The organism is Tengunoibacter tsumagoiensis (assembly GCF_003967535.1).
Classification (GTDB): domain Bacteria; phylum Chloroflexota; class Ktedonobacteria; order Ktedonobacterales; family Ktedonobacteraceae; genus Tengunoibacter; species Tengunoibacter tsumagoiensis.
Map to the genome: position 1 here is coordinate 4638492 of NZ_BIFR01000001.1, position 16030 is coordinate 4654521.

Below are 16030 nucleotides of genomic sequence, written 5' to 3' on the forward strand. Positions count from 1 at the left end.
CTCCCAGTAGTGGGAGGCCCTCTGGAAATTGTAAAGCGGTTAATCTCCCGGGTAACCAGGAATATCTGAACTCCCCTGTGTGACAAAAGGAGTGGTCTCTGTATTCCAATAGAGAGGCCGTTCGGCCACAAAACTATCTCCGCTATTCTGTGTTACCACGCTCATTGAGACCTCATAGGCCGGAAAGTCATCTCCACTTTTGATCAGATTCTGTTGCACCAGTGCAGTAATATCAATGGTAGAACGGCTCTTGCCAACCATCATCACCGATTGAATATATGAACGTCCATAGCCATTCAACAATGTGATGTAGATAATCTCGGTATGTGCGGTGGGATTCTGTAAGGTGAGCCATTCCTGATAATGCAGATTCGTATATCCTTCCGCGAAGCTATAGCTCATCTTATTATCAGGTCCCATCTGCCCCATAACATCTGTCACGCCATTGGCGCTCAGTGTCTGGCCTCCAGCAGTATGTTGATAGCGATAGTAGATCTCTCGCTGTACAATGATGGCTCCTCCGCTAGATTGCACCTCAGCCGAAACTTCTGGACTGGAACCTGAAAAGGTGTTGTTGGCATTAACGGACCAGACAATCTGACTTTGATGCGTCAATGTGATTGGAAAGCTCTGGCTGGAGCCTGTTTTGGAGACTAACGTGATGGTAACATCAGCTGGCTGCTGAGTAGGATCAAGATTCGCAATGGTGAGATTTTCAATCGAGCCAGTCCCCGTATAGCCTTCAGCAAACAGCCAATCACGCCCTAAGCGTTGAGACCCGATCACCTCTGCTGCTCCACTCACTCCATTTGTATTGACATAATAACTGGAGCGCTCAACCATTATCTCCTGCGTGGCCGTAACGCTGGCTGCCACATGAGCGGGCAGGTTTAATGCAGTTGGATCAAGTGTTCCCCGCATCATTGCCCCAAGAAGCAAGCTCTGGCTCTGCACAACTCTTCCCTGACTGTAATAAGAGATGGTGAGATTGGTGCTCGTAGTCTGCGGGTTAAAGGCGGTCAGGGACGTAAAGATCCCTTGACCCGTTGGAATATCGGCAAAGTAATAGGTGCTACTGAGATGCGTTAAACCCAATACATCCCCACCACTACTGACACCATGAAAATGACTGGCATACAGCGGTCGTTCTACCATCACGCCTGTACAGCCCGAGGAGGGATCAGTACTCACAATGCTGGAGACCGAGGCCCCTTGAACATTGCTGGCATCCAGAGCAAGATCGCGATTCACTGGTTCTGTAACCCGACTGGCAGCAGGGACCTGTACAACAATACTCTTCTGCTGGTTTACGGTCTGTCCATCCAGGGTATAGAAATAGTGTACTGTCGCGGAACAGGGCTGCGAAGAGAGATTGGCAATTGTCAGATATTCCCGGAAACCCTGTCCCACTCTCCCATCAGCAAAATACCAATGCGAGCTGACCGGGCCTGTTTGTACAGTATTCACAAGGGTTAATTTCCCGCCAGGCAGTTCGGCCAGCAGGTTCGCCCCCCATTCAGTCACCCAGATATTATTCTGGTCATCCACTACCAGACCTTCTCTGGGACTGGCATGAACATGCTCAATCTTCAGATTTCCAAGTCCACCCGTATGAGGATCAAAGACACCTAACGTATTTTGGAGAGTGTCATCAAACCAGATCTTCCCACTACTATCAACGACAATCCCTGCAATAAATGACCTGGGACAGGAAGCGCCTGTACAGCCAGTGACCTTAAAAGATGCCTGCCCGCCCGTCGCCGGGAAAAATTCGCCAATGCTCCCTGCATCCCCCTCGCTATACCAGAGCGCTCCAGTCTGATCAGCAGCAATGGCATCTGGCCTGGCTGTCACTGTATACTCGGTAATCGTTGTTTGAGATAATACGCCGCTACTGGTTGGTTGAAAACTACCAATCTGCGGCTGAGCATGTTCTGTAAACCAGATGGTGCCATCAGGTGTTTTAGCCAATCCAGCAGGTTGTGCATTAGAGGAAGGGAGTGCATTCTCAACAATCGTATGTGTCGTTGGATTTAAAAAGCCAATCTTATTCCCTTTAATTTCAGAAAACCAGAGATTTCCATGCTCATCGAAGAGTAAGCCATAAGGCACTGCTCCCCGGGATGTATTCCACTGCTTCCAGCTATTTGTCGCAGGCATGAACTCACCAATCGCATCTGAATTGGGCTCGGTAAACCAGATATTCTCATTCTGGTCCAGTGCTAAAAAGGCAGGGCTGGAGAAAAGAGAGCCAGCCGGTTCGGCAAAGTCATGAATCTTCTGCCCATCAGCCACCGAGTATTCGCCAATCACACCTAGCTGCGCGGTCTGACAGAGAGGGTTCATAGTACATCCAGGTTCACTTACCCAGATATGCCCACTTCGATCGAGTACCATGCCCTGCGGATTTAATGTCGTAGGATATTCACTAAGGGTCATAGCATGTGCCTGCAAATGCATCATCCACACAAAGGCCGCCAGTCCACTGGCGACAATACAGACAACAACTATCAGCCAGCTTCGTACCATCGGAAAAGAGAATACACCTCGTTGCTTACTCTGCATCTCACCACTCCCTTTCATAACCACTAACCCACCAGATACATTTGACAATTCTTCGATCCCTACGTAAATTTACTGCTTGCCTGTTGAAGTTATCCAAACAAGCAGAAGCACACTTTATTCTCTTCAATAGATTAAACGGTATAACTATGCAAATATAACGATGATGAGCCTGAGTTAAATAAATTGTCATCTTTCCCACTATTCTCTTCAGAAAGGAGCAAAAAAATGAAATAGCAGGCAAAATCAGAATCATTAGACACAGGACGCCCCGATCTGGTACAATTTACCTATGAAAATGCGAGAAGAGCGGCCTAAAGGCGTTCGAAGCAAACGCCAGCCGACACATAATTCGATTCCTTCTACGGCTGTTGTGCAAGCGATCAAACAGCCTGTCTGGACTGACGAAGCAAATTTCCCTTTGTTGCCAGATGAAAATCCTGTCATGACGGTGCGTGATAGCCTGTATGATCTCATTCCATTGGGGGCTCGTGAGAAAAAACTCATCAATACAGCTGCATTTCTACGCCTGCAACAGGTCAAACAGCTGGGCTTTGTCTATCGGATCTGGCCAGGTGCCACCCATTCCCGCTATGAACATAGCCTGGGCTGCTATTATCTCACGGTGAGGGCGCTACGGGCTCTCCTTCAGCGTGGAGAACAGGGGGGATTGACCGGAGTTGCTAAGAGCAGTATTCAGACCCTCGTTGTCGCTTCCTTACTCCATGATATTGGACATTATCCATTCTCCCATACGATTGAAGACCTGGGACATCCTATTGTTCACCATGAACAGGTAGGTCGCTCGATTATTGAACAGGGAGAGATTGCTCAGATCCTTGAGGATGAGTACCATCTCTCGCCTGAACGCGTGGCTGATATGATCGATACACCAAAGGGAAAGCCTCTTCCTGCGGATGATGAGCTGTTGAGCCATCTATTAAGCGGAGCCCTGGATGTTGATAAGTTAGACTATCTCCCCCGCGATGCCCGCGCCTGCAACGTTCCCTATGGAGGAGTGGATGTCTCGCGCCTTATTGATGCTCTCCGCGTTCACACTGATAGCAATGGCCAGCGCAGCATTGTCGTCACGGATAAAGGGATCAGCCCACTCCATTCGCTTCTCCACGCTCGCCAGGAGATGTTTGATAATATCTATTGGCATCATACCAGCCGGGCATTACAGGTTATGCTCGTGCGTGCTGTCTACGACGCGCTGACCGCAGAGACTCTTCAGGCCTCGCAGCTCGTTGGGCTAACTGATGCCGCATTGCTTGCACTCCTTGCAGATCCTCAGATGCCTGTGAGCTCGCGAACGTTAGCACATGAGCTTGAGTATCGTCGCACCTATAAAGTGGCGCTAGAGATCAGCCCACCCGCAGGCAGTCTCTTCCGCCGACTGGAGGCGCTATTCTGGGATGCCGAACGGCGCCGCCGCGTCGAGCAAGAGTTGGCCAGCGAGCTCGGCAAAGCCCTTACTATCGAGATCGCCGATTATGCGATTCTTTTTGATATTCCTCGTCCGGAAAAGTGGGAGATGGATGTCTGGATTCAGTTTGCAGATCCACCCGTAGGTATGAAGCCATTGATGAAATGGATTGAGGTCACTGGCTTGCAATCAGATGATCTGGCACGCTATGAGCAGCATCAGCGACGGATTCGACTGGTTGTGGCCGAACCGCTCCGTCCACTGTTGCAAGCTCACCGCGATGATCTTCTCATTCCTGCGTTAGAGCGTCTCATCTGATGGCTGTTTCGCCTGGCTCTTCTTCTTTTCTTTTCGTTGATACATCAATTTTAAGGCTTTTTCATGAATACGACGAGCTGGCTGATATTCCATATCCAGACGACGAGCTCGTTCAGCTATAGTTACAGCTTCACGATAACGCTCAAGACGATACAGTGTATCCGCTTTTAACGTCCAGAAACGTGGATTATTTGCGTCTAATTCTAGTAAGCGGTCCAGAGCTATGTTGGCTTCAGCAAACTCTCCGAGTCCACGCAGGCTACGTACATAGTTCTCACAGGCACCCAGATGATCTGGGATGAGCTGCAATAAGATCTGGGCCAGGTTCTTGACGGTCTCGTATAACTCTAGCGAACGAGCCGCTTGCACTCCGAGCAAAAGAAGTGGCACATCAACTGGAGAGATCTCAAGCCCTTGCTGCACAATTGGCAATACTTCTCGCATACGCCCAATACGACACAGAATATCGCCTTTCATCTGTAAAGAGAAGAGCTGGCGTTGATCGAAGGAGAGACTCTTATCAAAAGCATCTAACGACTCTGCAAGACGGTTAAAATTACGTAACGCTACGCCATAGTTTGCCCATGCACGCGCATCCTTTGGAGCCAGTTCGATTGCTCGCTCAGCGCTGCGCAGCGCCTCAGGGAATTTACTCTGCAATAGCTGTAAACCGCTGCGGTTGATCCAGGCCAGTCCCAGATTTGTATCCAGCAAGAGTGCCTGATCGTTAGCGACCGTTGCTGCTGAGAGGCGCTCCAATTTCTGTAGTGCACGCGCCTTATATGCCAGAGCCAGGGCAGAATTCAGGTCAATTTCAAGCACACGCTGAGCAATGGTGAAGAGCTCCTCAAACTGATTTCCCCCATCAAGGGCCGCAGCCAGACCCAGTAGAGCATCTTCATCATAGGCATCTTCAGCCAGCAGAGCCTGAAATAATCTCTGAGCCGCTGCCCACTGCTGTGCAGCCAGATGCTCATGAGCCTGGTGTCTCACTTGCTCTAATCTGGTGTGCTTCTGTTCCTGGGACTGTTGTTCATCCACGGTCGTTCTTTCCTGTGCGTAAAAAGGGGCAGAACGCTGCTCCTCAACAAATTTCTCGTTCACTATGCCTGGCACTCCCTCTTCTTCTCTACTTGTATCGCTATTATCTCATTATCCTCTGTGTTGAGCAAGGCCTGACCGCGCTTCGGTCAATTATCTTACAAGAGCCCGATTTTCTATACAAATTTTTTACAAATCCCACAAGGTTTTTTTATGCCCCGCTGTTACATTATAGATACAGAAGATCTTAAGTATGTTGTCACTAGCGCTAATGCTATACAATTGAGTGAATGACAAAATCGTACTCATTTTTTGATAGATGTGTGAATCAGAGGAGATCACGAACGATGTTCCATCCCAATCAGAATCAAGAGGATCAAGGGCCAGAGCAGCAACAGAATGCTCCTACACAACCCGTTCCACAAAACTATTACGCCACAGTCCCCAATCGTGAAGAGGTTCATTCTGTGCCTGCGACTCCAAAGCTGTCGCAGGATGAAGAAGCCATCTACCCACCATTACCACATTATTATCAGCAAGTACCTGCGGCCTCAGCCAGTGAGAACACACAACAGTATCCGCAGATCGAAGAGGTTCCACTTGCTCAATCTTCACCAGATTATCATGGATCAGCATATAGTTCTCAGAACAATGCTCAATCTCAAGGAGCTCAAGGAGTACCTGGTTTTAACGCAGCCTATGCGATCCCTACGACGTCAACAAAAAAGCCTGCGGCTAATGGGCTTCGCGCTGGCTCGATCTTTCTCCTGGCTATCGTGTTAGCAGCAGTGTTTGGCACAGGATTGTTTGCAGGCTGGCAATTTGCCCGTAATCCAGGCAACACCTCCACCCAAACAAACTATGGTTCATTACAGACTGGTAATAATAAGAGCCAGGTAACGATTCCAGCCCTCAGCGATAATAATATTCAAAGCGTTCGTGAGGCTGTCATTGCCAATGTACGACCAGCTGTTGTACAGATCAATGTGTCGGTACAGGGAGGGTCAGCCCTTGGCTCTGGTGTCATTGTTGATCAAGGTGGCTATATTGTGACAAACAACCATGTGGTTGAGGGGGCTAAGAGCATTGATACGGTTGTGCTATCCGATGGCACAAAAATTACTGATGCCAAGCTGATTGGCACAGATCCATCGGATGATCTGGCTGTGATTAAGATTAATCCACCCAGCAATATGGTTGTTGCGCCCATCGGTGATTCCTCAAAACTCAAAGTTGGACAAGAAGTACTGGCTATTGGCAATCCTCTGGGCAATACGTTAACTGTGACTAATGGGATTGTAAGCGCTCTAAACCGCAATGTGAGTGAAGGTCAGGGCCGCGCCACTATTCCTAACGCAATCCAGACTGATGCCCCGATCAATCCTGGCAATAGCGGTGGAGCTCTGGTTGATCTGGAAGGCAACCTGGTTGGTATTCCAACGCTGACGGCGCTCGATCCCGAATTTAATGCCCCTGCCAATGGCGTTGGTTTTGCGATTCCTGGCAACCGCGTTAAAATTATTGTCCCTCAGCTCATTAAAGATGGGAAAGTAACCCATACTGGTCGTGCTGGACTGAATGTTCGAGCCGCTGATGTCGATCAAATGGTGCAGGCACGCAATAATCTCTCTGTTGATCATGGCGTTCTGATCACAGACTTAACGGCCAATGGTGCGGCACAAAAGGCTGGCTTACAGGTTGGCGACGTTATCGTTAAGGTCGACAACACTGATATCGTTGACTCAGCCTCCCTGCAAGACGCCTTGATCTCCAAAAACCCTGGCGATCAGGTCTCCATTCAGATCTATCGTGGCAAACAGCAACTGACCGTCCCGGTTACGCTTGGCGAACTACAGGCAGGCTAAACGAACCTGGTTTTCTCGCCAAACTCACATAAAACTCATCTAAAAAAAGCTGGAGGATTTGAAAACTCCAGCTTTTTTTCGGGCTCTTTTTAGATCTTCACTGCCTGCCAACTCTCAATCTCTTGCCGAGAGGCTGTGGCTAACCTCTGCGAGCGGCGGCCAGCAAGCAATACTCCTGCAAAGAGAATAATCCAACCTACAGCCATAATCAGCCAGAAATCAGACTGGAGATTGAGAAGACGGGCAAAACTTCCTGCCGAAGCATCTAGCAGGGCACCTGACAGAATCAGAATATTGGCCCAGAGAATGGTACTGGTGCCCAGACCAGCCAGATCCTTCTGTTGATGCCAGAGCTTCCACCCCGAGTAGAGCGCAACAGCAACGACCAGTACAACCCCTAGAGTATTTAAAATAATAGTACTGACCAGCCAGGCACCAGGAGCCAGAATCCCGGTTCCAGGTGTCCCTGCAATCTGACTCAATCGGCGCAGATCAATTGTCGCGTAAAAAATCAGGTAGGCAGCGAGAAAACTACATGCGGCCAATACACCACCACACCACAGACTCACACGCTTCGGCGTAAGCAGTGCCAGGCTCCCCAACCCCAACCAGGCTGGCATCAGAGAGGCCCCTAAAATATAGTAGAGACGAAAGAGGAAGATGCCACCTGCACTGGTTGGTCTCCACTCTAACATCCCCATATATGCCAGCGTAGCCACAAAGGCCATCGTCAAGGCCAGCAACCAGTACAACTGCGAGAGACGCTGCCGCCTGAGATACTGTCGCAACAGCACTCCAGCGAAAAGACCTGTGACCAGCACATTAATCGCAGCAGGCCATAAGAACAACACATTATCCATGTTCCACTACTTATTTCTTTTACTTAAGAAGGACATTCTTCCAGGAGAATCACAAATGAAAGGATAGCTATCCACAAACCTATCGTTATAACTATAACGAAGGTTCAGCCATCTGTCCATTCTCACACCCTCAAGTTTACCGATCCTGCAACAAGCATTCCCATTTTCACAAAGAACATAAAGAGAAGACCAGAATATCCTCCAAAACCATCATTGCACAATAGACCCTACACCTCAAACAACAAATCACCCCTTTACGGGCGATTTATCGCACAATCCCGTAGGGCCCACCATTCATGCATCTGGTACAACTAAATTAGAAATCGAGTTGCAAAAAGCTCCAAAAAAGAGGATACTCCTATTTGGTTTCAAAATTCAAAAAACAGGAGATCCTCTTTCATGAAGCATACACCAGGCACGCAAGACCCTGCATCCCCGCACGCCAATGTCTCCCTTCAAGAGCAGATGATCGCCGTGTTTCAACACCTGCTGAACGATACCAACGCCCTCTCAGCACGTCCTTCCAAACGTGGGCGCCCTCCTGTGCTGCCCCCACTGCAGTTGTGGCTCGCCCTGCTGATGGGGATGTTCCAGGCGAAGACCAGTTTTCGCGATATCTGGCGGTTGCTCATTCTGAGCCCTCTGGGGACCTTTCCAGCTGTTCAGATGACCTACGAAGGCATGCGAAAACGCCTGGTCTCTCTGGGATCGGCAACCCTTCAAGAGGTCTATGACCATGTGCGTCTGGTGCTCGCTCAACGAGACCGGCCTGCCGCTCGCTCCGCACTCCCCCTGGCCTCCTTTGCCACCGAGATTGTCGCCCTGGACGAAACCACCCTGCACACCCTCAAACGACTCACCAGCGACCTCAAAGAGCTCCCACCCAACGATCCCCATCTCATCGTGGGAAAATTGGCCGGTCTGTTCGATCTTCGACGCCAACAATGGCGCTGCCTTCAGTTGCGCACCGATGTGTTCGCCTCCTGTTCAACCGGGGCGGCGATGCTCTTAGAGGGCTTACCACGGGCCAGTTTGATTCTGGCCGATCTGGGCTATTTTGGCTTTGCCTGGCTGGATTCTCTCACTGATGCAGGCTATTCGTATCTTTCTCGCTTGCGAGAAAATGGAACCTATGAGATCAAACATATTCTCTACCACGATGAGGAACAGCAGGTCCTGGATGCGATCGTGTGGTTAGGCGCCTATCGTGCAGATCGGGCTGCTCATGCGGTGCGGCTGGTTCAATTTGAACTGCACGGCAAACGCTACCAGTACATCACGAATGTGCTTGATCCTCTGGTCCTCCCGATCCTGGAAATCGCACAATTGTATGCACGTCGATGGGATATTGAACTGATGTTTAAGCTGCTCAAAAGGGATGTGGGGATCCGCATCTGGTGGGCAGCCAGACCAGAACTGGTCGAGATCCAGCTCTGGATTGCTCTGATTCTGGCTCAGATCGTCTGTGCCTTGCGCTTCGATCTTGCAGAACAAGCCAACGTCGATCTCTTTGATGTCTCGTTGCCTCTCCTGATCAAAGTGCTCGGGGGTCTCAAAACGTCGTCGTCTCCGCTGCTGCAAGAACTGGTGACGCATGGTCGTGCCTGGGGGGTCATTCGACCTCATCGGCGTCATACGATCCTGGTGCCTGCCCTCAAACCCCATGGGTATCGCCCTCTGCCCGAAGGGATGGTGCTGCGACGAGCACCGCGCTATGGCTGTCGACATCGGCATCCACGAAAACAGGCGTTTCTTCCACGGTACCAAGATCGGTTTCTCATAGATTCGCCCTGAGGCTTGCGCTGTCAACGAAACGAAGCCCCCATGACCATGGGCCTTTGTGGCCTTTCCGGAAGGAGCAAAAGCGAGAAAAGCAGCGAGAAAACCGTAAAACAAGCACTGCTTGCCTGATGATCGATGATTTCCTGTGGTCTGCTCTTTCTGGGCGAGCGAGAACGGCCTCTTGTTTTGGGAAACAAGAGGAGACTCCTGGCATCCCATCCTCGCTGCGATCCATTCTCTTTTTCATTTAGTTGTACCGGATGCCATTCATGATGGCCACGGTAACCCACTCCATCCTCTTCCACCCTCTCACCGTGGTAACCTATTCCATCCTCTTCCACCCTCTCACCGTGGTAACCTATTCCATCCTCTTCCACCCTCTCACCGTGGTAACCTATTCCATCCTCTTCCACCCTCATCACCGTGGTAACCTATTCCATCCTCTTCCACCCTCTCACCACGGTAACCCACTCCACCCTCTTCCACCCTCATCACCGTGGTAACCTATTCCATCCTCTTCCACCCTCATCGCCTTGTTAACCCACTTCACCACGTTCCACTCTCATCATCTCCTCGGGTACTCATCCCACCCTCTTCCACCCTCATAATCACCTTGGGAACCCATTCCACCCTCATAATCACTATAAAAAAGCATGCTCTACCACCCCCCTTCATTCCTGCGCACACCATAATAATGGGCCCGACACCCTCATGCAACAAATTCACCTTTACAAGCGATTTATCGCACAAACGTGTCGGGCCCATCATTCATGATGGCCGTCGTAGCCTACCCACCATGTTCAACTCTTCTGACCACTACGCGAAATGCTCCACGGCTCTAGTCTTATCTTGCTTCATTCTGGACGCACACGCCCTCATGAGCGACGTGGACCCTCATAACCAAGGGCACGCTTCCTGCGCTGACTAAAGTACATGTAGCCTATGCAACCAGCTAAACAGAGAACGATACCCAGACCCATTCGCCCACCTATAGTGCTCATGTCAAAGATGAAAAACATCGATTGCATAAACCCGAATGGATCAGCCTTCGTCGTCTGTGAGGCTGCTGGCGCTTTCGCAGGATCGGGCTTCAAGGACGGCTCATTCTTCTGATTATGTGTAGGAGAGTCAGCGTTTGCCTGATCATCTTCATCTCCCTGAGCCGCTGTGGTGGCCGTACTACGAAAGACTGGAGTCAACGAGTCCGGTGCTTTACCAATCGTATGGGGCTCGTTATTTGCACTATGCTGTTGAGCATATGTCTGAGATGCAGTACTCGTGCTCGCCATAGTGTGAACTGAAGTTGCTGGCAACAACAGCCCTGATAGGATAAAGCAGATCCCAATGACCGCTACCAGACTGCTCGCAACCCGCATAGCTGTAACCACTCCAGTTAAGCCACGCCTGGATCGCTTCTCCTCTAAAGAGACAATAGTAGATGTTTTTTGCACAGACAAGGGGGCAACGGCAGTTGTGGTGGGCAACACGAACGATCGGGGAAGCACAGGCTGTGGTAAGGCACGCAGCAAAGAGACGGTCTGTCTCAGGTCAGCCAGTTCTTGCTGACACTGTCCGCACGTGTCTACATGTGCTTTGCACTCTGTCAGTTCTTCATCTATGAGCTGGTGATCGAGAAATGCCGAGAGTTGCTCAGTTGTCAGGTGCCGATCAGATTGTGTCAAAGGTCTACTCCCAATTATGCTATGACTCGTTATTACTATTGGTGAGACGATAATCACGTGGCAAAAGTTCCCGATGTTCCAATAAGAAGTTTCGCAAACGAGCACGCCCACGCGAGATACGCGAGCGCACTGTCCCCAATGTGGTCTGCGTAACCTGAGCTACTTCTTCGTAAGCCAGGCCCTGAATATCACAAAGGATCACTGCTGAGCGCTGATCCAGTGGAAGTTGCTGCAAAGCCGTCTGTAAAAGCTCTTGTAGTTCTCGTGTTAAGAGGTTCTCCTCTGGATTTCCTTCCGCACCGGTCGCCGCCAGAACCCCCAGCAGGGCGCTGCTATGTGTCTCATCATCTTCTGTCAGAGCCTCTAATGAATCCGCTGGCTGCCTCTGTACACGCCGCCAGTGGTCACAGGCCATATTTGAACCGATCCTTAGCAACCAGGCACGAAAAGATGAGCCACCACGATAGCTTTTGATGGCACGAAAAGCCGCAATAAAAGCGTCTTGCGTTACGTCAGCCGCTGTATCAGCATTGCCAAGCAAGCGAAAGACAGTGCTATACATGGTCTGCTGATACTGTAAGACTATTTCATTGAAAGCATCGATGTCTCCTCGCTGGCTACGGTCGATGAGCTTTTCCTCGTCGTCTCGCGCAAGCTTGTTCATGCACGCCTGCCTCTCTTCTCTCCATTTGGTTTAGTGTAGCATATTTTGAGAATTTCTACTATTATTTCCCTGCTTCTACCAGCCTCTGCATTACTCTTCCATTCCTCTCTGTTTCGATCCTCTTCTCAAGTAGTTTGCACCGAAAGAGGTTATGCTATCGAACAAAGAGACAGTGATGTGATACACTAACAGCGAAAACTTTCTACGCAATCACCCCACGCACCAATGCTGGCTCTCGCAAAGCATGGTTGACGCAGGGTGGTTTGCATGTCAATTCCTTTTAGTAGCACACTCGAGGATAGATATCTCATGATTGAACGCTATTCATTGCCAGAGATGGCTGCCATCTGGACGACCGCCCATAAAACTGATAAATGGCTCCAGGTAGAACTATTGGCCTGCGAGGGATGGGCACGCGAGGGTGTGATCCCTCAGGATGCCATCGAGAAGATCCGCCAGGCCCGTTATAATGCTCAACGTATGCAGGAAATCGAACAAGAAACCCATCATGATATTATTTCGTTTCTCCGTTCCATTCAAGAGCAGATGGGACCTGAGGGCCGCTTTATCCATCTCGGAATGACATCTTCGGATGTGCTGGATACCGGTCTGGCTGCCCAACTGAAAGAGGCCGGCGCTCTCCTTTCTACCTCTCTCGCAACATTAACAGATGCTGTCGCCAAAGTTGCCGTTCAACATAAATATACGGTGATGACCGGTCGCTCGCATGGTATTCATGCGGAGCCTCTGACGTTTGGCCTGAAGATGGCCCTCTGGGTCGATGAGTTGCGCCGCCACCAGAAACGTCTGGCCGAGGCTATTGAACAGGTCACAGTCGGAAAGATCTCTGGCCCTGTCGGGACTCATGCCTCGGTTCCTCCACAGATTGAAGAGTATGTCTGCGAACAGATGGGGTTAGGGGTGGCGCCTATCTCTAATCAAATTGTGCAACGGGATCGCCATGCTCACTTTATGACGACTCTCGCACTCGTTGGAAGCTCGTTGGAGAAGATGGCACAGGAGATCCGCCACTTACAACGAACAGAGGTCAGTGAGGCTTTTGAGCCCTTTGGCTCTGGTCAGCAGGGCTCATCTTCTATGCCCCATAAACGGAATCCAGAGCTCTGCGAACGCATCTGCGGTCTTGCTCGTCTGCTACGTGGCTATGCGGTCACAGCCATGGAGAATGTCGCTCTCTGGCACGAGCGGGATATCAGTCATTCCTCAACGGAACGCATCATTATCCCCGATAGCTGCACGCTCCTTCACTATATGTTACATATTTTCACCAATGTCATCAGTGGCCTGGATGTAGATAGTGAGCGCATGTTAGCCAATCTTCATATGACTGGCGGCCTGGTCTTCTCGCAGCGCATTCTCCTGGCTCTGATCGATAAAGGTGTCGGGCGTCAGGAAGCCTATAAAATGGTTCAGCGCAACGCCAAGAAGGTCTGGAGCCAGACAAGTCATGGCGCAATTCAGGGTCCAGCCCTGGTCGAAGCACTCAGCAGTGATTCTGAGGTCAGTCAGTACCTCAATCGCCATGAGCTCGATGAGTTGACCAATACCGATTACTATACGAAATATGTCGAGACGGCTTTCCAGCGCATCGGCCTTGCCTGATCACGCGAAACGCAAACGGGTATAGAGACACACGAGCAGTCTCTTTTCTCCTCAAAGGGGTAGCATTATTTGTCATCATGATGCTACCCCTTCCAGAAGCGAAACAAAACCTCTTGTTGGCCCCTATGCTACCCCCACGACTATAAGAGCTCTTCTCTAAAAATAGGAGGAAATTTTTCTGCTATCAGGCACAGCGAAGACTATTTTTAGCAAAACTTTATGAAACAATGAACATGAAGTTGCTATAATAAAAGCAGCAATGAGATCCTTCCTCAGCGAGCGCTCGATCTTTCCCTGGACGGAACTTGCTGCAAGCAGACTGATGACATTCCCTGACATACCCTATCCCTACCTTTGGGTCGTCACATGAAGGAACATATAATCAGAAAGGACAAGACAGCCGGATGTCCAATGAGATCAAACAACGCAAGGTTGAACACGTCAATCTTGCTTTAGAGCGCAACATCTCCGTTCCTCAACATGCAAATTGGGGGGATGTTCATTTTGTGCACCAGGCTCTTCCTGAAGTCGATCTAGACGCGATTGATACCTCAGTACTGTTTCTGGGAAAAAAGATCCGCTACCCTATTTTTATCTCTTCACTCACTGGTGGCCATCCCGATGTGCTTACGATTAACCGTAATCTCGCCCGGGCAGCAGAAGAGTATGGGCTGGTGCTGGGTGTGGGAAGCCAACGGGCAGCTTTAATAAACCCGGATGTGGCCGACAGTTATGCGGTCGTTCGTGAGAATGCTCCACATGCTTTTCTGCTTGCCAATATTGGTGCTCCTCAATTAATTCCTCAGGCCCGTCATGAGCCCTTCACTCTGGAACAGGTCCAACGAGCGATCGCGATGATTCAAGCTGACGCGCTCGCAGTTCATCTCAATAGTCTGCAAGAGGCGGCCCAACCTGAAGGAGATCGTCGCACTGTAGGCGAGGCCACTGCGCTCAGACAACTGATCAGTCAGCTTACTCTCCCTGTAGTTGCTAAAGAGACGGGTGCTGGCATCAGCCGTGAGCAGGCCCTCCTGCTCAAACAGTGTGGAGTCTCAGCAATTGATGTCGGTGGGGCTGGTGGAAGCAGCATGTCAGCTCTGGAGGCCGCTCGCTCTCAATCTCGTGGCGACGAACGCACTGAACAGATTGGGCTCCTCTATAGCGATTGGGGGATCGCAACTCCCATTTCAGTTGTCGAAGCCTCACTCGCTCGCCTACCTTTGATCGCTACAGGTGGTGCACGCTCTGGTCTGGATGTGGCACGAGCATTAGCATTGGGTGCCACGCTGGTAGGAATGGGCTTTCCGTTCTTAAAGGCAGCCAGCGAAAGTTATGAGAAGGTCTGTGAGCTCCTTGACTCTCTGATCGAACAGCTCAAGGTGGCAATGCAATTGAGTGGGGCCAATACGATCGCACAGTTACGGGATGCGGATGTGGTCGTAACGGGGATGACACGTGAATGGTTAACGCTACGCGGCTTTGAAGAGGAGCTCAAAGCGATGGCTCAACGCCGCTGGCGCCGCTTCCAGGCACAGGTTACACCACAATCAATCGACGCTGAAAGGGTGCAGATTGTTCAGCCACTCTAACCCTTCCCAGCCCTTTTTTCTTGCTGGTCTGCCAGTTCTTCCGGCGTATTGAGATTGAGAAACGAGCGCAATTGAGGATCATAGGTTCGCAATTGCGCCATCGTCACAAATTGTACTGCACAATGATCTAGAAGAGAACGTGGATCTCTCCGTCCTTCCAACAATCGCTGCTCAATCACAGGAAGAATGCTACGTGGATAGATTGCCGTTAACACCTGAGGACGCTCTTCTACAACAGGGATCACAGGCCTGTCTGTCAGAGGCTGTGAAAGAAGAAATGCAAGTAGCTCCGGTTGTAGAAAAGGAGTGTCCACCGCCGTCACAAAGGCGTGTGAGGTAGTCATTGCGCTCAGGCCGCTGTAGAGCCCCATTAAGGGGCCAGTATCAGGAAGCTTGTCCGTGACCGTACGCACAGAAGGGAGCATATACTTTGCGTAATCAGCGGCCTGTGAAACGTCGCGTGTTACAAGAAGCAGTTCCTGGCAGAAAGGGGCTAAGAGTCTCAAGAGATGCTCTATAAATGTCTCTTCCTGGGCACCTGGTACGGGCAGAAGTGCTTTATCCTGTCCCATCCGTCGGCTGCGTCCACCAGCCAGAAGCAGTCCTGTGATCATT

The 16030-nt window shown here is 50.4% G+C and carries 11 protein-coding genes; 5 read left to right on the forward strand and 6 right to left on the reverse strand.

Annotation, left to right across the window (positions count from 1 at the left end; all coding sequences use genetic code 11):
- Positions 1–39: 39 nt before the first annotated feature.
- On the reverse strand, positions 40–2565 hold the full coding sequence (locus tag EL628_RS18160) for a Vgb family protein (RefSeq protein WP_126581324.1): 2526 nt from the start codon (positions 2563–2565) through the stop codon (positions 40–42).
- A 289-nt stretch (positions 2566–2854) separates the two neighbouring features.
- Here EL628_RS18160 and EL628_RS18165 point away from each other — a divergent pair, with 289 nt between their 5' ends.
- On the forward strand, positions 2855–4309 hold the full coding sequence (locus EL628_RS18165) for an HD domain-containing protein (protein ID WP_126581325.1): 1455 nt from the start codon (positions 2855–2857) through the stop codon (positions 4307–4309).
- On the opposite strand, the gene EL628_RS18170 is transcribed toward EL628_RS18165, so the two are convergent.
- A complete protein-coding gene (locus EL628_RS18170; RefSeq protein ID WP_161975588.1) occupies positions 4292–5413 on the reverse strand; it encodes a tetratricopeptide repeat protein in 1122 nt (373 codons plus the stop codon). The genes EL628_RS18165 and EL628_RS18170 overlap by 18 nt on opposite strands.
- Before the next feature lie 284 nt (positions 5414–5697).
- On the opposite strand from EL628_RS18170, the gene EL628_RS18175 reads away from it, so the two are divergent.
- Complete coding sequence (locus tag EL628_RS18175) at positions 5698–7215, forward strand: S1C family serine protease (RefSeq protein ID WP_126581327.1); 1518 nt, start codon at positions 5698–5700, stop codon at positions 7213–7215.
- Between the two features lie 89 nt (positions 7216–7304).
- Here EL628_RS18175 and EL628_RS18180 read toward each other — a convergent pair whose 3' ends face one another.
- Positions 7305–8075 (reverse strand): hypothetical protein, encoded by a 771-nt coding sequence (locus EL628_RS18180; protein WP_126581328.1) that lies wholly within the window; start codon positions 8073–8075, stop codon positions 7305–7307.
- A gap of 399 nt (positions 8076–8474) precedes the next feature.
- On the opposite strand from EL628_RS18180, the gene EL628_RS18185 reads away from it, so the two are divergent.
- Positions 8475–9869 (forward strand): IS4 family transposase, encoded by a 1395-nt coding sequence (locus tag EL628_RS18185; RefSeq protein WP_126578124.1) that lies wholly within the window; start codon positions 8475–8477, stop codon positions 9867–9869.
- 863 nt (positions 9870–10732) lie between these two features.
- Here EL628_RS18185 and EL628_RS18190 read toward each other — a convergent pair.
- Together EL628_RS18190 and EL628_RS18195 are read right to left on the reverse strand one after the other, a co-directional pair.
- Positions 10733–11539, reverse strand: coding sequence for an anti-sigma factor (locus EL628_RS18190; protein ID WP_126581329.1), 807 nt, complete (start codon positions 11537–11539; stop codon positions 10733–10735).
- Positions 11540–11558: 19 nt separating this feature from the next.
- Complete coding sequence (locus EL628_RS18195; RefSeq protein WP_126581330.1) at positions 11559–12203, reverse strand: sigma-70 family RNA polymerase sigma factor; 645 nt, start codon at positions 12201–12203, stop codon at positions 11559–11561.
- Between the two features lie 309 nt (positions 12204–12512).
- Here EL628_RS18195 and purB point away from each other — a divergent pair, with 309 nt between their 5' ends.
- The gene (gene purB / locus EL628_RS18200; RefSeq protein WP_126581331.1) at positions 12513–13826 is read left to right on the forward strand and encodes an adenylosuccinate lyase; all 1314 of its coding nucleotides are present in this window, start codon (positions 12513–12515) and stop codon (positions 13824–13826) included.
- Between the two features lie 404 nt (positions 13827–14230).
- On the forward strand, positions 14231–15415 hold the full coding sequence (gene fni, locus EL628_RS18205; RefSeq protein ID WP_126581332.1) for a type 2 isopentenyl-diphosphate Delta-isomerase: 1185 nt from the start codon (positions 14231–14233) through the stop codon (positions 15413–15415).
- Here the strand turns inward: fni and EL628_RS18210 are convergent.
- Positions 15412–16029: a molybdenum cofactor guanylyltransferase gene (locus EL628_RS18210; RefSeq protein WP_126581333.1), complete on the reverse strand. Its 618-nt coding sequence runs from the start codon at positions 16027–16029 to the stop codon at positions 15412–15414. The genes fni and EL628_RS18210 overlap by 4 nt on opposite strands.
- Position 16030 lies beyond the last annotated feature (1 nt).